At 47.2% G+C, this 21,868-nt stretch carries 20 protein-coding genes; 16 read left to right on the top strand and 4 right to left on the bottom strand.

Annotated features, from left to right (window positions below; genetic code table 11):
• Positions 1 to 464, top strand: a 464-nt coding sequence (locus tag A3IE_RS0110970; RefSeq protein WP_026154891.1) for a hypothetical protein, incomplete at its 5' end; no start/stop codon positions are given.
• On the top strand, positions 461 to 1,300 hold the full coding sequence (locus A3IE_RS0110965; protein WP_020395670.1) for a phosphotransferase: 840 nt from the start codon (positions 461 to 463) through the stop codon (positions 1,298 to 1,300). The genes A3IE_RS0110970 and A3IE_RS0110965, both read left to right, overlap by 4 nt.
• Before the next feature lie 36 nt (positions 1,301 to 1,336).
• Here A3IE_RS0110965 and A3IE_RS0110960 read toward each other — a convergent pair whose 3' ends face one another.
• On the bottom strand, positions 1,337 to 2,233 hold the full coding sequence (locus A3IE_RS0110960; RefSeq protein ID WP_020395669.1) for an AraC family transcriptional regulator: 897 nt from the start codon (positions 2,231 to 2,233) through the stop codon (positions 1,337 to 1,339).
• Positions 2,234 to 2,398: 165 nt separating this feature from the next.
• Between A3IE_RS0110960 and A3IE_RS0110955 the strand changes: the two genes are divergently transcribed.
• From A3IE_RS0110955 to A3IE_RS20470, 3 genes are all read left to right on the top strand, one after another.
• Positions 2,399 to 3,268, top strand: coding sequence for an SDR family NAD(P)-dependent oxidoreductase (locus tag A3IE_RS0110955; protein ID WP_020395668.1), 870 nt, complete (start codon positions 2,399 to 2,401; stop codon positions 3,266 to 3,268).
• Positions 3,269 to 3,278: 10 nt separating this feature from the next.
• Entirely contained in the window at positions 3,279 to 4,091 is an 813-nt protein-coding gene (locus A3IE_RS0110950; protein ID WP_020395667.1) for an SDR family oxidoreductase, read from the top strand.
• Between the two features lie 140 nt (positions 4,092 to 4,231).
• Positions 4,232 to 5,293 (top strand): alpha/beta hydrolase family protein, encoded by a 1,062-nt coding sequence (locus A3IE_RS20470; RefSeq protein WP_020395666.1) that lies wholly within the window; start codon positions 4,232 to 4,234, stop codon positions 5,291 to 5,293.
• Here A3IE_RS20470 and A3IE_RS0110940 read toward each other — a convergent pair.
• Both A3IE_RS0110940 and A3IE_RS0110935 read right to left on the bottom strand, forming a co-directional pair.
• Positions 5,262 to 6,344 carry a helix-turn-helix domain-containing protein gene (locus A3IE_RS0110940; protein ID WP_020395665.1) on the bottom strand — a complete coding sequence of 361 codons (1,083 nt, stop codon included), beginning with the start codon at positions 6,342 to 6,344 and terminating at the stop codon, positions 5,262 to 5,264. The genes A3IE_RS20470 and A3IE_RS0110940 overlap by 32 nt on opposite strands.
• Before the next feature lie 196 nt (positions 6,345 to 6,540).
• Entirely contained in the window at positions 6,541 to 7,785 is a 1,245-nt protein-coding gene (locus A3IE_RS0110935) for a hypothetical protein (protein ID WP_020395664.1), read from the bottom strand.
• Positions 7,786 to 8,477: 692 nt separating this feature from the next.
• Between A3IE_RS0110935 and A3IE_RS0110925 the strand changes: the two genes are divergently transcribed.
• Positions 8,478 to 9,005, top strand: a complete 528-nt coding sequence (locus tag A3IE_RS0110925) for a hypothetical protein (protein WP_020395662.1) — start codon at positions 8,478 to 8,480, stop codon at positions 9,003 to 9,005.
• A 144-nt stretch (positions 9,006 to 9,149) separates the two neighbouring features.
• Here the strand turns inward: A3IE_RS0110925 and A3IE_RS0110920 are convergent, their stop codons facing one another.
• Positions 9,150 to 10,826, bottom strand: a complete 1,677-nt coding sequence (locus A3IE_RS0110920) for a formate--tetrahydrofolate ligase (RefSeq protein WP_020395661.1) — start codon at positions 10,824 to 10,826, stop codon at positions 9,150 to 9,152.
• A gap of 152 nt (positions 10,827 to 10,978) precedes the next feature.
• Here A3IE_RS0110920 and bmt point away from each other — a divergent pair, with 152 nt between their 5' ends.
• From bmt to A3IE_RS0110870, 10 genes are all read left to right on the top strand, one after another.
• Positions 10,979 to 12,061, top strand: a complete 1,083-nt coding sequence (gene bmt, locus A3IE_RS0110915; RefSeq protein WP_020395660.1) for a betaine--homocysteine S-methyltransferase — start codon at positions 10,979 to 10,981, stop codon at positions 12,059 to 12,061.
• Between the two features lie 55 nt (positions 12,062 to 12,116).
• On the top strand, positions 12,117 to 13,658 hold the full coding sequence (locus tag A3IE_RS0110910; protein ID WP_020395659.1) for a trimethylamine methyltransferase family protein: 1,542 nt from the start codon (positions 12,117 to 12,119) through the stop codon (positions 13,656 to 13,658).
• Between the two features lie 18 nt (positions 13,659 to 13,676).
• On the top strand, positions 13,677 to 14,372 hold the full coding sequence (locus A3IE_RS0110905; protein WP_020395658.1) for a corrinoid protein: 696 nt from the start codon (positions 13,677 to 13,679) through the stop codon (positions 14,370 to 14,372).
• 76 nt (positions 14,373 to 14,448) lie between these two features.
• The gene (locus tag A3IE_RS0110900) at positions 14,449 to 15,075 is read left to right on the top strand and encodes a DUF1638 domain-containing protein (protein ID WP_020395657.1); all 627 of its coding nucleotides are present in this window, start codon (positions 14,449 to 14,451) and stop codon (positions 15,073 to 15,075) included.
• On the top strand, positions 15,044 to 15,352 hold the full coding sequence (locus A3IE_RS0110895) for a virulence factor (RefSeq protein WP_020395656.1): 309 nt from the start codon (positions 15,044 to 15,046) through the stop codon (positions 15,350 to 15,352). The genes A3IE_RS0110900 and A3IE_RS0110895 overlap by 32 nt, the downstream gene beginning before the upstream one ends.
• Before the next feature lie 23 nt (positions 15,353 to 15,375).
• A complete protein-coding gene (locus tag A3IE_RS0110890) occupies positions 15,376 to 15,840 on the top strand; it encodes a methylenetetrahydrofolate reductase C-terminal domain-containing protein (RefSeq protein WP_020395655.1) in 465 nt (154 codons plus the stop codon).
• Positions 15,837 to 16,916 (top strand): methylenetetrahydrofolate reductase, encoded by a 1,080-nt coding sequence (locus A3IE_RS0110885; protein ID WP_020395654.1) that lies wholly within the window; start codon positions 15,837 to 15,839, stop codon positions 16,914 to 16,916. Before A3IE_RS0110890 ends, A3IE_RS0110885 begins: the two co-directional genes overlap by 4 nt.
• Positions 16,913 to 17,815, top strand: a complete 903-nt coding sequence (locus A3IE_RS0110880) for a methyltetrahydrofolate cobalamin methyltransferase (protein WP_020395653.1) — start codon at positions 16,913 to 16,915, stop codon at positions 17,813 to 17,815. The genes A3IE_RS0110885 and A3IE_RS0110880 overlap by 4 nt, the downstream gene beginning before the upstream one ends.
• Before the next feature lie 20 nt (positions 17,816 to 17,835).
• Positions 17,836 to 19,854, top strand: a complete 2,019-nt coding sequence (locus A3IE_RS0110875; protein ID WP_020395652.1) for an ASKHA domain-containing protein — start codon at positions 17,836 to 17,838, stop codon at positions 19,852 to 19,854.
• 2 nt (positions 19,855 to 19,856) lie between these two features.
• Complete coding sequence (locus A3IE_RS0110870; protein ID WP_020395651.1) at positions 19,857 to 21,851, top strand: hydantoinase/oxoprolinase N-terminal domain-containing protein; 1,995 nt, start codon at positions 19,857 to 19,859, stop codon at positions 21,849 to 21,851.
• Positions 21,852 to 21,868 lie beyond the last annotated feature (17 nt).

Raw genomic sequence — 21,868 nt, 5'->3', positions numbered from 1 at the left:
TGCAACAACGTGCTGTAGAGGATACCAATAATCAGGTGCGCCGCACCGCTTTAGAGCAACTTGTTAAACAATGGCCCGATGATCAAACCCGAATACTCTTGCAACAGCGTGCCTTAGAGGATATTGATGAGTTTGTACGCGAAATCGCTTCAGAGCAGCTTATTGAGCACTGGTCAGATCTGGCAGCCCAAGCCTGGCTGAGGTTACAGATTTACAGAAATGGGGTTGCCGCTAGGACTTATGCTAAAGAACACTCAATTTTTGGCCAGCTAGTCTTTTCATTCATACCACAATTTGGATCAGGATTGGGTTATTTAAACCCTGAAGAACCCATAAGCCAAGAACATATTCTTGAAGCTGCCGCCGCTGCCAAGATCCCCGAAGCCGATATTCCCGTACTGGTCGAATCGCTTTCCCAGCACATGGGCTGGGACATCACCAAAGGCAGTGCCCATCGTTTATGAAAGTTCTGTCAAATGTGCAAACACCCCAACAACAAGCCCAAAATTGGCTAGCCCAACAAGGTCTCCCTAACACCCAACTCACGCCCTTATCCGGCTACACCAATTTTGTTTTCCTTGTGGAAGCCAGTAAGCCACCTTATCGCTCGGTGATTCGCCTAGCCAATCACAGTTTAGCCGCCGGTTTATGTCCATTAGCCACGCATCCGGCTCATAGCATCAAGCTTCACCAACAAGCGGAGCAATTGGGCTTAGCACCTGCTTTATTAGGCTTGGATGAGCAAGTGGGGATTATGTGGCTGGCGGATGCGGGTGATCGACAAGCTTTACAAACGGCAGACTTTCCGGCGATTCGCGAGTTATTAGAGCGCTTACATGATAGTGGTTTGGATTGGTCGCTGCCTGATGGGCAAGCGCCGGATATTGCGAGCTTAAACTTATTAACGGGCCTTAGTCATGCGCCTCATTCGCCGCTCGTGCATGCTGCCAAACGTTTACTGCAACTGGCTACTGAGCGTGATTATGCCCATTTGCCTTTAGTGCCGGTACACAGCGATCTTAATCCCGGCAATTGGCTACAGGATGGGCAGCGTTGGTGGTTGATTGATTGGGATTATGCGCGACTGATGGTGGCAGAATGGGATTATGCGAGCCTTATTGTGGAGCATGGTTGGGATAAAGATAAAGCTCAGTTACTCGCACCCCGAATCGCCTTGCCTGATTTAGCGTGGTTCTGTGCCGCCTTTGCACTCTTGAGTTGGGATTGGCATGTGCAACGCGAGACGGATCAAGCGATCAAGAAACAGGCAATAGCGGCTTATTGGCTGGCCTTGTCGTAGATAATTTAAATCCTATTTTTACACCCTCTCCACATTTTAGGCGACATGCGCCAGTTGGCGATCTTGTCTGGGGGATCGCCCGAATTTACGGGTGTACTCCCTCGAAAACTGCGCCAAACTTTCATACCCCACGGCAAATGCTATCTCTGATACCTTAGCACTGGGGGTATGCAGTTCATCACGGGCGTGCAGTAGGCGCAATTCCTTCTGATATTGCAGCGGTGAGGTTCCGGTCACCACTTTAAATTGCTCAAAAAACGTCGAATTGCTCATCCCAACCCGTTGGGCTAAATCGCCAATCGCAATATTTTTCGCCAGATTCGCTTGAATGTCCTGTGTTGCCTGAAAAATGCGGCTGGCGGTGCTTTCATGCCACAGCAATCGATGTAGCATCTCGGAGTGTTCGCTCAATAATAGGCGTGCATGGATTTCTCGCCGTGTGATAGGTGCTAATAAGTTTCGGGTAGCGTCACTGCGACATTGGGAAAAATAGCGACACAAGGCATCCTCTATGTCTTGATTCGTCTCACAACGACAAATTGAAAAGGAATCCTTAGAGCGTTTGCTGGAGAGCTGCACCCCACTAATACTAGGAGACAAGGAACGCAATAGATCAAGATCCAGCGGAAAAACCAGCGCTACATAAGGCAAATCAGGCGAGGCTTCAGTAATACGAGAAACCACTGGCAAGGTATGACTCGCTATCACGGATTGCCCCGCACGAACGGTCAGCATTTTGTCACTAGCTCCGACCTGCTTAGCGCCTTGTAGGACTAAACAAAGCAAGGGATGATAAACCGTTGAATTTAATCCGCTACTAGCTTGATACCTTAATAGATGTGTTCCGCTGCTTTCATGGAACAGCATACCTTGCTGCACGCCTGCATTAGTCAGCAGGTCTGATACACACTGCAATAGTACCTGTGCTGTCATTATTTTCTCCATTATGATACTGCCATAAACCATAACATGATGCAGTACGCTATTTTGCAAAAAATCATGCTTTCTGGAGGATTAGGCAAAAAATCAGGAGTAAACAGAAAGAATCACACCATCCCTACCAGTATTATGCTCTTATCAATCTCAAAGGAGTAAAGCATGGAAAAGATTCTAATCACAGGCATTGCAGGCGGTTTTGGCAAACCGACTGCGCTTGCCTTATTGGAAAAAGGCTATGCGGTGGCAGGCAGTGTGCGTAGTCGTGAGGGCAAAAATGCAGCGGCTGTGGCTGAACTCGAAGCCGCAGGTGCAACTATTATTGAAATGGATGTCACCGACACCGATAGCACCGAACGCGGGGTAGCTAAAGCCATTGCGCAACTGGATGGATTAGATATTGTGTTCAACAATGCGGGCATTGGTTCTTATGGCATTCAAGAACTCATGTCACCTGAGGCGATGAGCCGCGTTTTTGAGGTCAATGTCATGGGGGTTCAGCGGGTTATGCGTGCTGCACTACCCCATCTGCGCAGTCAGGGACGTGGTACGGTACTCTATACATCCAGTCTGATTGGGCGCATTGCTACACCCTTCTATGGTACTTATTCCGCATCAAAATGGGCATTAGAAGCCATTGTCGAGTGCTATCGAAGTGAGCTTTCGGGTTTTGGTATTGAATCTTGTATTATTGAACCTGGCGCAATGCCCACAGCCTTTTTTAATGATCTGATTCAGGTCAATGATCCTATCCGTGAAGCACAATATGGCGATTTTGCAGCCGTGCCTGCTTTTTCTGCCGCTGGACTAGCGCAAATGCTGGAAGCTATGCCTGAACAACGTCCTGAGCGCATCGCCGAAGCGGTTGTCTCCTTGCTAGCGCTGCCTTTTGGCCAAAAACCATTCCGCACAGTAGTCGATTATACGGGTGTCGGCTCTTATATCGAACGCTATAATGCAGAACTACACGATATTACCCGCTCAGTGTTCACTAATTTCGGCATTGAACAAATGCTCGACTTAAACGCCTAAGGAAAAACCCATGAAAACTATATTCATTACGGGTGCTTCATCGGGTATTGGTGAAACTACAGCTCGCTATTTTCAAGCTAAAGGCTGGAATGTGGTCGCTACTATGCGTAATCCCGCCAATGGTGCTGAACTCGGTCAATTAGATCATGTGCAGATAACGCAACTTGATGTAACTGATGCAGCTAGTATTTCTGCCGCTGTTGCAGAAGGGATTAAGCGCTTTGGCAAGATTGATGTGCTACTGAATAACGCTGGTTATGGGGCTTATGGTGCACTAGAAGCATTTTCAATGGAACGCATCCGCCGCCAGTTTGATACCAATGTGCTTGGTTTATTGGCAGTAACCAAAGCTGTGCTACCCCATATGCGTAAAAATAAATCTGGCACGATTATCAATATTTCATCCATTGGGGGACAGATCACCTTCCCACTCGGCACGCTCTATCATGGCACAAAGTTCGCCGTCGAAGGTCTGTCTGAAGCCTTACACTATGAACTAGAGCCACTCGGTATTCAGGTACGCATTGTTGAACCGGGCATGATCAAAACCAATTTCGGTGGCAGCTCCTTTGATTTCGCGATGGATGAGAACTTGCCTGAATATATGCCTACTGTGGAAGCCATGGGCAAGCTATTCGGAAAACTAGCCGCTAAGCCTTCTGCGCCAGAAGTCGTGGCAGAAGTCATTTGGCAGGCAGCTAATGAAGATAGCAAGCGCTTACGTTTTCGAGCGGGAGCTGATGCAGAGCAACTGCTCAATGAGCGAAAACAGAAAGATGATGCCGACTTTATTGCAGGCATCAAACAACTCATGCAAAGCTGAGTGTTACAATTTACCCTAGCCGGAATGACCCATAGCCTGTTGGAGTAACTAAACCCGCGACCTAAATCACGTTCTAGGTCGCCAACTATGTCCGCTCCAGCTTAACTTCAAGCCACTTAATCAACTAAACCGAGTGGCTCATGAACTGCAAAACCCCCTTAACTACTTTAATAAAAATAGCCCTTATTACCGTTTGCCTCATCGCACCCACTTATGCGGCAGATGCGGCAAAACCTGATCTGGCTGCTTATCAAAGTTTCACGTTCACTGCTAAACATCGCTCTAAGCCCATTGAAGCATCGCTCTGGTATCCCGCCGCTGCCCCCTCTGAAACCCTCACCATTGGCGAAAATCGTATTTTCTATGGTCGGTCGGCTTATAACCATGCGGCAATAGCTCAAGGAAAACATCCCCTAGTCCTTATTTCACATGGATCGGGTGGGCATATGGCGGGTTTAGCGTGGTTAGCTAATGGCTTAGCGCAAGCAGGTGCACTAGTCATGCTCCTTAATCATCAAAGCACGACCACAGGAGACAGTTCCGCACGCGGTATGATTCTTTTTGATCAGCGTGCCAATGATGTCAAAGCTGCTTTGGATCACCTTTTGCAAGATTCCAAGATTGCCCCGTTTATTGATGAACAACACATCAGCATGTTGGGTTTCTCACTGGGTGGTACAACAGCATTGACCTTAGCAGGTGTGCGTTTTGATCGAAAAGCTTATCACCTGCATTGTAAGCGTTTGCCTAAAGAACCTGATTGCGCGTTTTTAAACAAAGAACAGGTTGATCTTCAGCAATTGCCGGATAGCTGGGAACAGGATTTAAGCGAACATCGTTTTAGTCAAATGGTAGTTATCGAGCCGGGTATGGGTTATGCAGCGCTGCCTGACAGTTTACAAGCTATAAAAATACCCATGCTGTTGATTAATCTGGGTACGACTGCACAACGTTGGAAAACAACCGATATGGCTGAAACAGGTAGCAATATAGTTAAACTTATTCCAAAAGCTGAGTATAGTGTGTTCGCACCTGCCTATCACTTTACTTTCTTACCAGAGTGTAAACCGATAGGCGAAGAGCTGTTACGCGAAGAACAAGATGACCCCATTTGTACCGATCCCGTAGGTACTGATCGTGCTCACATTCACCAGCAAATCATTACTAAAGTCAGTCAGTTTTTGAAACTGTCAAAGCCTTAGTCATTTCAAACGGAGTTTTCACTGCACGTTTGCGCCACTCACTGGGATTCATACCCGTGAGGCGGCGAAATTCACGATTAAAATTAGATTTAGTTTGAAAGCCGCAATTGCCCATAATTTCGGTAATGCTCTGCTCGCTTTGATCAAGTTGCTGCGTAATACATTCAACCCGATAAGCATTAATTAACTGCGAAACATTACAAGACAGTACGCTATTCACGGCGGCAGAAACAGTACGTGCAGGTATCCCCAGTTTGCGAGCTAAGCGATTTAGACTTAAATCAGGATCGCAGTATAAGGCTTGCGTGCGTAATAAACTGTCTAATTGCTTGATTAGTAATTGGTAATCAAGCGCTTGCTGTGGGTCAGGGTCTACCGCTTCATCCTTGAGCGTTTTGGGGGCTGCACGATGTGCTTCGTTTGTGCTAAAGGGCGGTGTCGTATACCCCATCCATGCAATTACCCAGCCTAGTATTACAATCATGAGCGCATGTAAGGTAGCAATCACGGTGGACGCGTGTTGACCTTGATACCATGCAAAATCAAACGCGACGATGGTATCGACTAGACCGGAAATCATAAAAAGGATACCCGCAGTAGCGGCGGCTTTGTTTAAAAAGGGAAGTGCATCAAACCGTGACATGACCCATTGATCAGGCGTTTTCAGCGCCAAGCTTATTAGAGCAAAACCATAAGCCAAATAGGTGAAAACAATAATAACATCAACAGCTTCATGCCAATATTGCCAAGCGCCTAGCATTAATAATAGCGGTAAGCTATGTAGCCACCTAGCAGGTTTTGCATTACGTAACTGATTGAACAGATACCACGTCAAACTAGGTAATAGCACAGCTAGCAACGGCTGGAGTGTGCGTAGTAGTTCATGATTAGAACTCCAACGAAATCCCACTACGATCTTCATACCTATCAGCAATAGCAAAAAGATATAAATCGACCAATACTGACGGTGAGTCCCCAGCATCTTGCTAAAGCGTAACAGTAAAATAAGCAGTAAAAACGCTACAATGAAAGAGAGAGGTAAGCTAGGCATAAACAGGTGGGAAACTCATCAGGCTAGTGATAGTGAGAACATCCAGCGTAACTGAAAAACTTGTATTAAGGCTAGTAAACTACAGGCGTATTATGTTTGCTATCGGCTAAGTGAAATGTTAGCCCAATGAGACAACGGATCGCTGCCCCTATTTATGAAGAGGTAAGCTGCTGTGACGAGCCTGTAGGCTACTTCGCTATTTATACACATACTCATAAGTCCAAGTACTATTCATATTATTAATAATATTCATATTCGTATTATGCCAGCTTTGTTGCATATTGCTTAATGCCTGCATATTTTGCTGCTGCATTTGCATGTTGGCCTGCATTTGATTAGAAATCATCGCGTGCATTAATTGCTGATTAGCTAAGTACTCTGCTGCTTTTTGTTCAGGTGTTAAATTAGCAACACGTTTAGCTTCAGTTTTTTCGCGTTCTAATTGCTTAGCTTTAGCCTCTGCTTCGGCTTTTTCATAAGCATCTACCCGTGCTTTATGTATTGGAGCTAATTCAGTAAATAAAGGCGTAAACTGCTTGCCCCACACAATACGAGCTTGCGTTTTTTCAGCTTCATTTTTAGTAGGCCATGCTTTAACGGTATTCGCCCACACAAAGGGTAAATCTAATAACTCCTGCCGTTTGGCTTTATCTAAACTTGACCATGCAGCAATCAATTGTTGAGCTATTTTTATTTGTAATTCAGGCGTTACTTTATAAATCGGTTTTTCTGGTTTAGCGCCCGCAATTTCATTTAAAGCAAACACCACATGCTCGACATAAACTTTAGCGACTTGTGGGCGCAGCGCATCTTTTCCAGCCGTCAATGGCGGTTGCACCTCGTCATAACGCCCCATTAGCCATTGCGCTAAACCATCTCCATTCTTAGCTTCGCGGCGTAATAAGGGTAAATATTCGCGTTGTAAATCACGGCGTTGCCATTCATCAAAAGGGTTGGAAAGCGCATCGAAATACACATTGCCAATTTTAGTCCCTACCCCTCTGGATAAAAACTGATAAGCACGGCTACTTTGACCACCATCTTTGTCATGTTCCGCAATAATTTGCTCACGCAACTCATTCCGCTCAGAATTGATCAAAGGAACTTCGAGCGCCCATTCAAAGTATTGCACCATCCGCCGCACATCACCTTCACTAAGGTAATGCGGGTCTGCCGCCATGAGGTTAAGCATATCGTTAAAGGCATCATTACTGGGGTCTTTTGCCACTTTCGGATAAACCGAAACAGTCTCCGTCTCTGACAACTCTTCTGTGTCTAACTCCTCATCTTCTTCATCGCGGGGCGTAAAGATCCTTACTAAATCGCTAGCACTAGCAGGTACTTGTACATTAGATAGGTTATCCGCATAGCTAGGAAATGAGTTAAATCCAGTCGTCAAAGTAACAATTAATACCGCTAAGGGCGCGAATCGTGGATTCATGGGGGTATCCTCGTAAGGCTTTGGTAAGGTCGCAAGCTAATGATTATTAAACTATGGACTTGCAATAACCTAAAAAAATCCAATAAAACCTAGCAGGATTGGATGGGCGTTTATATTTAGTAGATAAGCGGTTGAATTTGGTCTTAAGTCTTAATACATAGTTTGGTCATACCTCATAAGCGTTGAAGAACATGCGATTAATAAATGTTTCGACTCCTAAAACTACGAAGCCTTGGAACGGGGTATTCGCTTGCACAGAGACAGTACAGTGAACCTCTACCTGTTTACAGGTGAGCAGTACAATGGTGTTGGCGCATAATGCGGGTATATGTACAGAGATATTTAATTGGAAAAGCCAAAAACAATTCGGGCATACTTTTAGCGATCACGGTGCAGGCGCTAAGAGAACTGAAGCGCTCAAAGATAGAGCTAGACGTCATAGTAATAAACCTCCACAGGGCTGAGGACAGTGGAGCCACAACTAGCACGCTGCTGAGTTTCTAGCTGTTATGAGTCCTTGAACTGGCAATGAGGCAGTTGCAGTAAGAATTTCTGCTGGTTTATGTCAGGTAATTACTCCAAAATGACGAAATTTTTGAGGCATTACGACTAATCTTGGTTTCAAAGAGTATTGGTATGTGTACAGCCTAGCCGTGCTTAGATTCTCATTCGTTGGTAAAAAAGGCGATTGAATGAAAAATGTGAACTTTCAGCTAGCATTGTCTGAAGCTAGATTCCCGAGCACGCTACCTACATTTGATTCCGAGTTGGATAGTATTGTCTCACTGGTGCATTATTTGTGCGCTTATATCAGTGAGCAAGAACAGTGTCGTTTTAGGATAAGTGGTTTTGGTGATAATGACTGGCCAGTAGATATCCGGACGGATCTGGCAACATTAGTTCCTCAGTTACCTCAGGCATTGCTTGGGATTGAGCGAAGTGAGGTTTTTAATCTTGATTTATTTGAGCAGGGTGTAGAACGCTATATTAACTTCAAGCCTTCGGTTGAGGGACAGTGGGTCATTAAATGCAATTCGCTTACGGCATGGATTCCTCATCCAGAAACACAAACGCTATCAACCACTGAATTAAAATCGATGCTTGAAAGTTTTTTTTCAGTTTTTCTTGACTATTTGAGAAAAATTCCCAATCAGTCAGGTTGGGAGGCTATTATAGATCATTGGATAAAAACGGGGGAGGAAAGCTTGTCTGATTCATAAATCTTTTATATCCTGCAGTAAACAAACGCACTGATGCAGCCATCCTATAAATAGCACTTTTAGTTTTACTAGAGTGTATTTTAATACCCTCTAGCTTATCTGTAGGAGTGGTCTAGGATAAAGATAGAACGCCCTGCTGATGTTTTAAAATAATCCCTCAATTTCCCCTTGTTCATTTAAGTGGATTTGCTCCGCAGCCGGTAGTTTGGGCAAACCGGGCATCGTCATGATTTCGCCACAAATCGCCACGATAAAACCTGCGCCAGCACTTAAGCGGACTTCGCGTACCGGCACGGAATGTCCACTGGGAGCACCACGACGATCAGGGTCGGTGGTAAAGCTGTATTGTGTTTTCGCCATGCAAATGGGCAAATGCCCATAGCCTTGCTCTTCCCAACGTTTTAACTGATCGCGAATCTTTTGATCTGCTAAGACTTCATCAGCCCGATAAATTTGCTTGGCGATGGTTTCAATTTTTTTAAATAAAGCTAAATGATCGGGATACAAATAATGAAAGTCGTGATGCGGTTGTTCAGTCATTGCCACCACCTGCTTAGCCAACTCGGTAAGACCTGCGGAGCCCTTTGCCCAGTGTTGACACAAAATGGCTTGCGCGCCATGTTCCGCCGCATAAGCTTGTACCGCCTGAATTTCAGCCTCAGTATCCGCACTAAAATGATTAATCGCGATCACAACGGGTAAGCCAAAATTACGTAAATTTTCTAAATGGCGACCCAAGTTAGCGCAGCCTTTTTGTAAAGCTGGCAGATTTTCTTGGCCTAAATTCTCTTTGGTCACGCCGCCATTCATTTTAAGGGCGCGTACAGTGGCAACTAATACGACGGCATCCGGTTTTAAACCCGTTTTGCGACACTTAATATCAATAAACTTTTCAGCACCTAAGTCAGCCCCAAAACCTGCTTCAGTCACCACATAATCCGTTAATTTTAAGGCAGTTTGGGTAGCTATAATCGAATTACAGCCGTGGGCAATATTCGCGAAAGGGCCGCCATGTACAAAGGCGGGTGTATTTTCTAGGGTTTGTACCAGATTAGGTTGCATGGCTTGTTGCAATAATACGGTCATTGCGCCATCTGCTTTTAGATCGCTCGCATAAATAGGCGAGTGGTCGCGGCGATAAGCCACAATCATACGCCCAAGGCGCTCTTGCAAATCCTTCAAGTCCTTAGACAGGCATAAGATCGCCATCACTTCCGAAGCCACGGTAATGTCAAACCCCGCTTGGCGCGGGAAACCATTAGTGGCATCCCCTAAGGAAATAACGATTTCGCGCAAGGATCGGTCATTCATATCCATGATGCGTTTCCAAGCCACACGGCGTGGATCGATTTCGAGCTTATTTCCCCAATAGATATGATTATCAATCATGGCGGCAAGCAAATTATGGGCGCTGGTGATGGCATGGAAGTCACCGGTGAAATGCAGGTTAATGTCTTCCATCGGAATCACTTGTGCATAACCGCCACCAGCCGCACCCCCTTTCATCCCAAAGCACGGGCCTAGTGAAGCTTCACGAATACAAACGACGGATTTCTTACCAATTGCCTGCAAACCATCCGCTAAGCCAACCGTCGTAGTCGTTTTTCCTTCACCCGCAGGCGTTGGTGAAATAGCCGTCACTAAAATGAGTTTGCCATTAGGGCGATTTTGTAGGGATTCGATAAAGGAAGCGGAAATTTTGGCTTTGTCGTGCCCAAAGGGTAATAGTTCTGAGTGTGGGATACCGAGCTGTTCGCCAATTTCTTGAATGGGTTTTTTAGCGGCAGCACGGGCGATTTCAATATCAGTTTGGTGGTGCATGATGATCTTATTCTCCTCCTAATTTTAGCTTTGCGACATTCCATCATTGATTGACTAATCAGTCAATGAATTTTAAGCTGCTGAAAAAGCCCTTAGCTAAAGCCGTAGTTCATGCCAGAATGCTAGGGAGCAAATTAACCAAATGAGGTGACATGGTGCAGTCGAATGTATTTTTGCGCTTAAATGTATTTTTGCGCTTATTAGAAGAAAAACCCTTTTTATTAGCAGACGGGGCAACCGGAACTAATTTATTCAGCATGGGCTTGACCACGGGTGATGCGCCTGAACTATGGAATACAGAATTTCCCGAGAAAATTGCCGCACATTATCGCTCTTATGTGGAAGCGGGTTCAGACATTATTCTCACCAATACTTTTGGTGGTAATCGGCGTCGTTTGGCCTTGCATCAAGCAGAAAATCGTGTAGCCGAGTTGAATATAGCGGCGGCAACCATTCTGAAAGAGGAAATTGCTAAGTCGGGACGCACTATTGCAATAGGGGCTTCGATTGGCCCTACGGGCGATATTTTGGAGCCGAATGGTCCGCTGACTAAAGCCGAAGCTGCTGATATTTTTGAAGAGCAGGCGCGTGCTTTAGCGGCTGGGGGTGTGGATGTATTTTGGATTGAAACCATGTCGTCGCGTGAAGAAGTTGAGGCGGCCGTAGAAGGTGTTGGGCGCGTGGGTTTGCCAGTAGTCAATACGCTTAGTATTGATACGAATGGTCGAACCATGATGGGTTTGACGGCAGCGGATATTATTCATTTACAGCCGGTTTTGAAGCCGCATCCGATTGCTTGTGGCACCAACTGCGGTGTGGGCGCTTCAGAGGTGGTGGCAACTGTCTTGAATTTTATGAATGCTGCCCACGCGGCGGGTGAAAGCGAACCCATTATTATTGCTAAAGCCAATTGTGGTATTCCGGAATATGTGGATGGCAAAGTAGTGTATAACGGTACGCCGGAGTTGATGGCGCGTTATGTTGAATTAGCCATGGATGCGGGCGCGCGGATTATTGGTGGGTGTTGTGGCACTACGCCACAGCACATTAAAGCCATGCGCCAAGCGATGGATAATCATAAACCGCAAGCTAAGCCAAGTTTGGATGTGATCGTGCAAGATTTGGGCAGTGTATCCAAAGGCGCACAGGCGCAATTAGCAGGTGATTTAAGCGTTGAGGGTGGCTCCATTAGCGGTGGTCGGGATCGCCGTAGTTCACGGCGTCGCAGTGATTGACTGATCAGTCAATCAGACTTACTATGCTCAAATCATCTAACTCTGGAGAGGCCATATGAGTGAACGACAAGGGCGACGTGGCGGAGGCGGTCGCAGTGGAAAGCGAGCGGCTCGTAATGCCTCTCAAGTAGAGCAAGTACCGTTTATAGAGCGGAAAGTTCCTTATTTTGAAGTGCTGAGTGATGAGGCATTAAGCCAAATCGAACAGAATGCCGATACCATCTTAGAAGAAATTGGTATTGATTTTCGCGATGACCCTGAGGCACTACAATTACTGCGCGAACACGGGGCTGACGTTCAAGGTGAACGCGTACATTTTCCACGTGGCTTATGCCGATCCCTCATTCAACAACACGCCCCGCGCGAATTTACCCAACACGCACGTAATCCTGAGCGCACCACCATTATTGGCGGTAAGCGTACCATTTTAGCGCCTGCCTACGGTTCACCTTTCGTGCGAGATCTCGATAAAGGTCGACGCTATGCTTCCATTGAGGATTTTCGCAATTTCGTCAAGCTGACGTATATGAGTCCGGGGCTGCACCATTCAGGTGGTACGGTGTGCGAACCAGTGGATTTGCCAGTGAATAAGCGCCATTTAGATATGGTCTATAGCCATATCAAATACAGCGATAAACCTTTCATGGGTTCGGTCACTCACGCCTCACGTGCGCAAGACACTGTGGATATGGCAAAAATCGTGTTTGGTGATGCTTTCGTTAATGATAATTGTGTGACCACAAGCTTAATTAATGCAAATTCACCCTTGACCTACGATGACACCATGTTAGGTGCCTTAAAGGTTTATGCGCGTCACAATCAGGCAAGCTTAATTTCTCCCTTCATTCTATCGGGCGCAATGTCCCCCGTGACCGTGGCAGGCACGGCCACCCAAATTCTGGCGGAAGCTTTAGCGGGTATGGCGTTTGCGCAGATGGTGCGTAAGGGGGCGCCGGTGATTTTTGGCACTTTCTCTAGTGCGGTTTCGATGCAAACCGGTGCTCCCACTTTTGGTGGGCCAGAGCCTAGTTTGGTTATGTATACCGTTGCCGCATTAGCGCGGCGCTTGGGCGTACCCTTCCGTAGTGGTGGTGGCTTGTGTGCTTCAAAAATTGCGGATGCACAAGCGGCCTATGAAGCCGCTAATACCTTACAGACGACTGCGCTGGCGGGTGTGAATTTCGTTTTACACACAGCAGGCTGGTTGGAGGGTGGCTTAGTCATGGGTTACGAGAAGTTCATCATGGATTCGGATCAGGCGAATATGATGGCGGTGCTGCTACGAGGTGTCGACATGAGTGAGAATGGTTTGGCGATGGAAGCCTTCCGCACCGGTGGCCCTGGACAGCATTTCTTAGGTAATGTGCATACGCAGGCTAATTTTGAGACAGCCTTCTATCGCTCTAGCATTGCGGATAATAATAGCTTTGAGCAGTGGGCTGAAGAAGGCCAGCAAGATGCAGCTCAGCGTGCCAACAAACAATGGAAAAAAATGCTGGAAGATTATGAGGAGCCACCGTTAGATCCCGCGATTGATGAAGCGTTACTAGAATTTATTGCCAAACGTAAAGCGGCTGCACCCGACAAAGACTATTAATTTCCTGAGGTTGAAGATATGGCTGATGACAATGATGATGAGCTAATTCTTGCGGATTTGCCCGATGATGAGTTAGTGGCGCAGATGCACGATGATCTCTATGACGGCTTGAAAGAGGAAATCGAAGAAGGTACCCGTATCCTGTTAGATCGTGGTTGGCCAGCGGATAAGGTGCTATCTGAAGCATTGGTTGAAGGGATGCGTATTGTCGGTGTCGACTTCCGTGATGGTATTTTATTCGTGCCGGAAGTGTTGTTAGCCGCCAATGCCATGAAAGGTGGAATGTCCATCATCCGACCACTCCTAGCGGAAACCGGTGCAAAGCCGGTCGGTAAAATGGTGATTGGTACAGTAAAAGGTGACATCCACGACATTGGCAAGAACCTCGTTACGATGATGATGGAAGGTGCAGGTTTTGAAGTGATTGATCTTGGAATTAATAATTCCGTTGATGATTATTTGACCGCCCTCGAGCAGCATAAACCAGACATCCTTGGTATGTCAGCACTCCTCACCACGACTATGCCTTATATGAAAGTGGTGATTGATGCCATGGTTGAGAAAGGCATCCGTGATGATTATATCGTGTTGGTAGGTGGTGCACCTTTGAATGAGGAGTTTGGCAAGGCCGTAGGCGCAGATGCTTATTGTCGTGATGCGGCAGCAGCGTCTAGCACAGGCTCGGCTTTAGTTCAGCAACGTCGCGCCGCTTAATCCTGTGAGTATTCAAGTCACTCCTTAACATTAAGGAGTGCGCTAGCGTGTGGCCTAGTAAGTAGGAAGGACGTGTATGCTTAAGCCGTTGATGGTCATTGCTTGTGGCGCATTGGCGCGCGAAATCAAGACGCTAAAGCAAGTAAATGCTTGGGAGTTTATGCATCTGCATTACCTAGACGCGGATTTGCATAACCATCCTGAGCAGATACCAGCACGTTTACAAGCAGCCATTCAACAGTATAAAGCGCACTACGAGCAGATATTTGTCGCCTATGCCGATTGTGGTACGGGCGGTGGGATTGATCGTGTATTAGTACAAGAAAAGGTAGAGCGTTTAGCCGGTGCCCACTGTTATGCCTTTTATGCAGGTCAGGCGAAGTTTGCGGAATTGGTGGAACAAGAACTCGGTAGTTTTTATTTAACCGATTTTTTAGCACGGCATTTTGAGCGTTTGGTGATTCAAGGTTTTAAGTTGGATCGTTATCCAGTTTTGAAAGACGAATTGTTTCGCCATTATCAGCGTGTGGTGTATTTATCGCAAACGGAAGATCCGCAGATTTTGCAGCTTGCCCAACAAGCGGCAACGTATTTAGGTTTAGCGTTTGAACACGTGCATTGCGGATATGGTGAGTTAGCAAGCACACTCCAACAGTTAGTACAGAGACATTATGATCGAGAAAGTCATCATTTATTGGCGTGATATTCCCTCGCAGGTACTACTAAGGCGTGGGCGCACTAAAGCGAAGGCGTTGTTGTCCGAGCGTTTTCAAGATGCCATTGATCGCGCAGCGATGCGGGCGCGTAAGGCAGATGCTGCGGCTTATATCGAAGAATGGCGGCGTGAACGTACTGAAATGGAGTGTGAAGGTGATTTAGATGAGTGCGCTAAAGCTCAAGTGGCACTCATTGAAGCCGATTTTCCACATGAAAAACTAGAAGCATTTATTCGTAATCATGCCCTAAAGCCAGACGCTTAAGCAATAGCAGGAGGAGAGCGCTAATGTATACGATGCGACAGTGGTCAGCGCGTCATGCACGCGGTTTGAAACATTCCTATGAATGGTTAGAGCGTAGTCTGGTCAAGCTTTATCCTTATTTCCAGCGTATGGGTTTAAGCAAAGTCGAGCAGCCCCTTATGAAATTTGTGGAGCAACCGACTAAACGCTTTCTGTTTGATTCGCAATCTTGCGGGCAATGTACTTTGGGTTCGACGGGTATGTCCTGTCCGATGAATTGCCCTAAAACGATTCGTAATGGTCCTTGTGGTGGGGTGCGCGCCAATGGTAAATGTGAAGTCAAACCGGAAATGGATTGTGTCTGGGTCGTGGCTTGGCAAGGTACGCAACAACTTCGGACTGAGCAACAAGCGCTTCACATTCTGCAACCAGCCTTGGATTGGCGTTTAAAAGGTAAATCTGCTTGGTTACGTGCTGCGGAACAGCGTATCCGTGAGATGAAATCATGAGTCCTAGTCTACAGCGTGCACAGTTACCCCCTTTTTCTTATGCAGATGAGCCACCAGCGGGCGAGAATCTGCCTATTTTACCCCAGCACGTTTCTCCCGGGCGCTTAGAGCGTGTTTTACGTGCTGGGCATTTTGCGATAACCACTGAAATTGCACCCCCAGACTCAGCAGATCCTGAAGAGGTCTACCAACGCGCCCGCTTGTTTGATGGCTATGTCGATGCCATGAATGCGACGGATGGTTCAGGGGCGCATTGTCATATGTCGAGTGTAGGCATGTGCTCACTGTTAACACGCAAAGGTTATGCGATGGTGATGCAGATTTCTTGTCGTGATCGCAATCGCATTGCCATTCAAGGGGATGTGCTGGGCGCTGCGGCAATGGGTGTCTGCAATATCCTTTGCTTAAGTGGTGACGGGGTACAGGCCGGTGATCATCCGGATGCTAAGCCCGTGTTTGATTTGGATAGTATGACGGCCTTGCAAACTATTCGCACGATGCGTGATGAAAGCCGTTTTCTGAGTGGACGTAAAATAACCAGCCCGCCACGTGTCATGTTAGGTGGGGCTGCGAATCCATTTGCTCCCCCTTATGATTATCGCCCCTATCGCCTCGCCAAAAAAATTGCTGCGGGTGCGCAATTCATTCAAACCCAATATTGCTTTGATATGCCGATGTTTGAGCGCTATATGCAACAAGTGCGCGACATGGGGCTGGATAAGAAAGTATTTATTTTATTGGGAGTAGGGCCGCTGGCTTCCGCGAAAACCGCCGAATGGATTCGAGCCAATGTAGCCGGTGTGCATATTCCAGATACTATTATTCAGCGCTTAAAAGGCGCACAAGATCAAAAACGTGAAGGCTTAAATATTTGTATTGAAATGATTCAACAAGCCCGCGAGTTAGAGGGTGTGCATGGCGTCCACATTATGGCCTATCGTCAGGAGCATAATGTGGCAGAGATTGTCGAACGTTCGGGTGCTTTAGAAGGGCGTAAGCCTTGGTATCCGGGACTGGTAGAAACTAGCGCCTCATCTTCTAGTTTATCACCCGCCACTCAGGAGTTAGCTGTATGACCACAACCCTTATCACTTCTGCTAAGAAAGAAGTCAAAATTGGCTTTGATCACCCCTTTATTATCATTGGCGAACGCATTAATCCAACGGGTCGTAAGATTCTTGCCGAGGAAATGAAAAACGGTGATTACAGCCGTGTGCAAGCCGATGCTTTAGCGCAAGTACAAGCAGGTGCGCAAATGTTAGATGTGAATGCGGGCATTCCTTTAGCAGATGAGCCGCGTATTTTGGCTGAAGTGATTCAGTTGGTGCAGTCCACGGTCGATGTTCCTTTGTGTATCGATTCCTCCATTATTGATGCGCTTGCGGCGGGATTGGCGGTCTATCAAGGACGAGCCTTAGTTAACTCGGTGACGGGTGAAGATGAAAGTTTAGAGCGCGTATTGCCTTTAGTCGCGAAATACAATGCTTCCGTGGTTGCTATTTCGAATGACGAAACCGGCATTTCACAAGATATTAATGTGCGTTTTGAAGTAGCGAAAAAAATTGTCGAGCGCGCAGCAGACCATGGTATTTCGCGGGATCGGATCGTGGTTGATCCTTTGGTGATGCCGATTGGTGCGATTAATAATTCAGGGGTACAAGTGATGGCCTTAGTGCGTCGCTTACGTGAAGAGTTAAAAGTGAATACGACTTGCGGTGCATCGAATATTAGCTTTGGCCTGCCTAATCGGAATGGCATTAATGCCGCCTTTTTAACTATGGCGATGGGTGCTGGTATGACTTCAGCAATTACCAATCCACTGCATGCTGAAGTATTGCAGGCTGTCAAAGGCGCGGATGTGATGTTAGGCCACGATCCTGATTGTATGAATTGGATTCGCCTATACCGTGAGCCTTTGCCGGAAGGGGAAGGGCGTGGCGAGCGTGAAGGTCGCCGCAGAAGAAGAGCACAATAACGAAATAAAAAGGATAAAACATGACGCTTAAAACTGCGAAGGTTGTATTCATGCCTTCAGGGCGGCGTGGTGAATTTCCACTAGGCACGCCTTTACTGCAAGCAGCACAACAGTTGGGGATCGATATTGATTCGATTTGTGGCGGGCGCGGCTTGTGTGGGCGTTGCCAAGTGTTATGTATGGAAGGTGATTTTCCTAAGCTGGGTATTCGTTCGAGCCTAGAACATCTGAATGCGTTTACCGAAACCGAACAGCGTTATGAGAAGCGTCGTGCGGTGTTATTACAGGGACGGCGTTTAAGTTGTCACACTTACCTACAAGGGGATGTGGTGATTGATGTGCCGCCGGATAGTCAAGTGCATCAGCCTTTGGTGCGAAAAGAAGCGGAAGCACGTGATATTGTCTTAGATAGCGCTATCCAACTCTGCTATATCGAAGTAGAAATACCGGATATGCATCATCCTAAGGGTGATTTGCAGCGGGTGTATGAAGCGTTGGAGCAGGATTGGCATCTAAAAGAGTTACGCTGCGAATTATCGGTTTTACAACAATTACAGCCCCTTTTAAACGACGGCAAACGCGCACTCACCGTAGCAGTGTATCAGCAGAAAACGATTATAGCTGCATGGGCCGGCTTTCGTGATAAGGCGTTTGGGGTAGCGGTCGATGTCGGATCAACCACCATTGCTTTGCACTTATGTGATTTATTGACAGGGACAGTGAAAGCTTCTGCTAGCCGCATGAATCCGCAAATTCGCTTTGGCGAAGATCTGATGAGTCGCGTGTCCTATGTGATGATGCAGCCTGACGGTACGCAGGCCATGAGTCGTGCGGTGCGTGACGCCTTGGATGATTTAGTGGGCGAACTAGCCACGAAAGCTGGCATTGAGCGAAACGATATTCTGGAAATGAGCTTTGTCGCTAATCCCATTATGCATCACTTGCTATTAGGGATTAGTCCGGTGGAGTTAGGATCAGCACCTTTTGCTTTGGCTACCAACGAAGCCGTGGAGATTGCGGTTAAAGACTTAGCAATTCAAACGCACCCCAATGCACGTGCTTATATTTTGCCGTGTATTGCCGGTCATGTGGGCGCGGATGCAGCCGGTGTCGTCTTGGCGGAAGAGCCTTATGAGCAAACTGCCATGACGCTTTTAGTTGATGTCGGGACGAATGCAGAAATTGTTTTGGGCAATCGGGCACGTTTAGTCGCTTGTTCTAGTCCCACCGGCCCTGCGTTTGAGGGCGCACAAATCAGTTGCGGCCAGCGTGCAGCTCCGGGGGCGATTGAGCGGGTACGAATTGATCCTGTGACGAAAGAGCCACGCTTTAAAGTGATTGGCTCTGATCTTTGGTCAGATGAAGTAGGATTTGCCGAGTCTGTAGCGCAGATTGGCGTGAATGGTATTTGTGGCTCGGGCATTATTGAAGTCATTGCCGAGATGTATTTGGCGGGGATTATTAGCACCGACGGTGTGATTGATGGCAGTTTGGCTGAAACAACGACGCGCATTGTGCCGCAGCAAAGGACATGGTCGTATGTCTTACATCAGCCGCAGAATGAGACAGGGACGCTGATTAGTATTACTCAAAATGACGTACGCCAGATTCAATTAGCCAAAGCGGCGCTTTATGCGGGTGTGCGTTTATTGATGGATAAACTAGGGATTGAGCAGGTTGAGCGGATTCGTTTGGCGGGGGCATTTGGGAGCCATATTGATGTTAAACACGCCATGGTTTTGGGTTTAATTCCAGACTGCCCCTTAGCGCAAGTGTCTTCAGCCGGTAATGCGGCTGGCACGGGCGCTCGCATTGCTTTATTGAATCAGGCAGCACGGCGTCAAATTGAGCAGGTCGTGTTATCGATTGAGAAAATTGAAACAGCGGTGGAGCCTAAATTTCAAGAATACTTCGTCGATGCAATGGCATTTCCCCATAAGACTGATCCGTTTCCCCATTTATTTAGCGTGGTCGAGCGACCCGCTGCGAAAGAAGTGGTTGAATCCGATACAGGCAAACGGCGGCGCAGAAGAGCGTAGCGATGGCTTATCATATTGGAATTGATACCGGCGGCACTTATACCGATGCGGTCATTTTGCAGCCAAAGACGCGAGACATTATTGCCTCTGCTAAAGCTTTAACTACCAAAGGGCAATTATCGATAGGGATTATTGAGGCTTTAGAAAAAGTCTTTGCTGCGGCGCCGAATGTTTCTGCTTCGGATATTGCCCTCGTTTCCTTGTCCACCACCCTAGCCACTAATGCTTTAGTCGAGGGTCAAGGTGCTGCGATTGCCGTGGTCTTAATTGGTTTTGATGCGACTATGGTAGAGCGTACTGAGCTACACCATGCCTTGCCGCAAACACCCATTATTCGTGTGCAGGGTGGTCATCGCTATGATGGCGAAGAAGCTCATCCTTTGGATGAGAACGCTTTACTGCGTGCATTGGAGGCTTTACCGAGTTCGATTCAAGCTTATGTAGTGGCTTCCGTGTATTCGGTGCGTAACCCTGCCCACGAGCAACGTGCCAAGCAGCTGATTCGTCAAAAAACTAACAAACCTGTTACCGCTTCGTATGAATTATCCGCTGCTTTAAATGGTCCCCGCCGTGCGCTGACGGCTGCTTTCAATGCCCGTATTATTCACCTCATTGTCGCTTTAGTGGAGGCCGTACAAACTGTCATGGAAGCCAAAGGCATTGCCGCACCCTTGATGGTGGTGAAAGGGGATGGCTCTATGGCGAAGGCTGATAGTGTGATGGAAAAACCGATTGAGACTATCTTGTCGGGGCCAGCAGCCAGTGTGATTGGGGCGAGTTTTTTATCGGGTCTCAATGATTTTCTGATTTCAGATATTGGTGGAACCACTACCGATGTTGCGACGGTTTTACAAGGTTGGCCCGCGCTCAATCAAAAAGGTGCGATGGTGGGGCAATACCGCACGATGGTTCAAGCTATTGATATGCAAACCATAGGCTTAGGGGGTGATAGCGAAATTGAGATTACCCATGATGGTCGCGTGCTATTAAAAGCTAATCGGATTGTTCCGGTTTCATTGATTGGTGCAAAATGGCCTTCCGTGCAGGCCAGTTTAGAGCATGAATTAAGTGAGGCACGCGGCTTGGGGATTGCTAGTTTATTTGTCATGCGTCCGCAAGCCTATCAAACCTTAAGCATTCCTGAGGATCTGAATGCTGCCGAATTAGCGCTGTTAAATGACTTAAGTGATGAGCCGCAAGCTTGGTCGCGTGTGGTCGGATCCGTGCGGGATCGCTTACGTTTGAAGCGTTTATATGAGCGTGGCTTGGTGCAAATCGCTGGGTTTACGCCAAGTGATGCTGCTCATGTCTTGGGTTTGCAAACACAATGGTCAAAACGCGTGGCTGAATTAGCTTGTTTAATGGTAGGGCGTGCGCATGGAAAAATTTCTTTTAATGAGCAAAAACAAGAGGCTGAATCCCAAGCGTTTGCGCGTGACATTATTCATGCTTTAGTCACCAAAAGCACGCAGCTATTATTCAGTCATCTAGCAGGGGTTGCGTTTGCTGCTGAGGATGAACTGGTGAGCCGCGTGGCACAAGGTAAGCGCCAATTAGGTCATTTACACTTGGCGTTTAAGCCGGACTTGCCCTTGGTGGCAGTCGGTGGGCCTGCGCCGGTGTTTTATCCTGAGATTGGTCAGCGTCTAGCTTGTGAAACCCATATTCCACGTTTCAGCGACGTGGCGAATGCAGTGGGCGCGGCCGTAGGTTTAATCAAAACCCAAGTGCAAGTCAGTATTACTAAGGCCGAACCTGATGGCTATCATTTACATGGCCTAGGCGAGCCGCATTATTGCGCCACTCCAGTCCTAGCACTCCAGCAAGCACAAGAGTTGGCTCAAGCGGCTGCGCTGGCCCAATTAGAAAAACATGGTGGCAAGCTTAGTGAGCAGCAAGCCAAAATCCTTGAATGCGTTCAAATTCCAGATTTTCAACAGTATGATGGATTGATTTCAGCAAAAATATTGGCGGAGTGCTGGGGGCGTTTGAATTAAACGCCATATTTTACCCG

The sequence above is a fragment of the Thiolinea disciformis DSM 14473 genome (assembly GCF_000371925.1).
In the GTDB taxonomy this organism is placed as follows: Bacteria; Pseudomonadota; Gammaproteobacteria; order Thiotrichales; family Thiotrichaceae; genus Thiolinea; species Thiolinea disciformis.
The sequence above is the reverse complement of the archived record's forward strand: the minus strand, read 5'-3'. Positions and strand labels throughout refer to the sequence as shown.

Coding starts and splice junctions, on each gene's coding strand:
- A3IE_RS0110900 (WP_020395657.1), top strand. CDS start 14,449: ATGCTTAAGCCGTTGATGGTCATTGCTTGTGGCGCATTGGCGCGCGAA.
- A3IE_RS0110925 (WP_020395662.1), top strand. CDS start 8,478: ATGAAAAATGTGAACTTTCAGCTAGCATTGTCTGAAGCTAGATTCCCG.
- A3IE_RS0110935 (WP_020395664.1), bottom strand. CDS start 7,785: ATGAATCCACGATTCGCGCCCTTAGCGGTATTAATTGTTACTTTGACG.
- A3IE_RS0110910 (WP_020395659.1), top strand. CDS start 12,117: ATGAGTGAACGACAAGGGCGACGTGGCGGAGGCGGTCGCAGTGGAAAG.
- A3IE_RS0110960 (WP_020395669.1), bottom strand. CDS start 2,233: ATGACAGCACAGGTACTATTGCAGTGTGTATCAGACCTGCTGACTAAT.
- A3IE_RS0110950 (WP_020395667.1), top strand. CDS start 3,279: ATGAAAACTATATTCATTACGGGTGCTTCATCGGGTATTGGTGAAACT.
- A3IE_RS0110920 (WP_020395661.1), bottom strand. CDS start 10,826: ATGCACCACCAAACTGATATTGAAATCGCCCGTGCTGCCGCTAAAAAA.
- A3IE_RS20470 (WP_020395666.1), top strand. CDS start 4,232: ATGAACTGCAAAACCCCCTTAACTACTTTAATAAAAATAGCCCTTATT.
- A3IE_RS0110955 (WP_020395668.1), top strand. CDS start 2,399: ATGGAAAAGATTCTAATCACAGGCATTGCAGGCGGTTTTGGCAAACCG.
- A3IE_RS0110965 (WP_020395670.1), top strand. CDS start 461: ATGAAAGTTCTGTCAAATGTGCAAACACCCCAACAACAAGCCCAAAAT.
- A3IE_RS0110875 (WP_020395652.1), top strand. CDS start 17,836: ATGACGCTTAAAACTGCGAAGGTTGTATTCATGCCTTCAGGGCGGCGT.
- A3IE_RS0110940 (WP_020395665.1), bottom strand. CDS start 6,344: ATGCCTAGCTTACCTCTCTCTTTCATTGTAGCGTTTTTACTGCTTATT.
- A3IE_RS0110880 (WP_020395653.1), top strand. CDS start 16,913: ATGACCACAACCCTTATCACTTCTGCTAAGAAAGAAGTCAAAATTGGC.
- A3IE_RS0110870 (WP_020395651.1), top strand. CDS start 19,857: ATGGCTTATCATATTGGAATTGATACCGGCGGCACTTATACCGATGCG.
- bmt (WP_020395660.1), top strand. CDS start 10,979: ATGGTGCAGTCGAATGTATTTTTGCGCTTAAATGTATTTTTGCGCTTA.
- A3IE_RS0110905 (WP_020395658.1), top strand. CDS start 13,677: ATGGCTGATGACAATGATGATGAGCTAATTCTTGCGGATTTGCCCGAT.
- A3IE_RS0110885 (WP_020395654.1), top strand. CDS start 15,837: ATGAGTCCTAGTCTACAGCGTGCACAGTTACCCCCTTTTTCTTATGCA.
- A3IE_RS0110890 (WP_020395655.1), top strand. CDS start 15,376: ATGTATACGATGCGACAGTGGTCAGCGCGTCATGCACGCGGTTTGAAA.
- A3IE_RS0110895 (WP_020395656.1), top strand. CDS start 15,044: ATGATCGAGAAAGTCATCATTTATTGGCGTGATATTCCCTCGCAGGTA.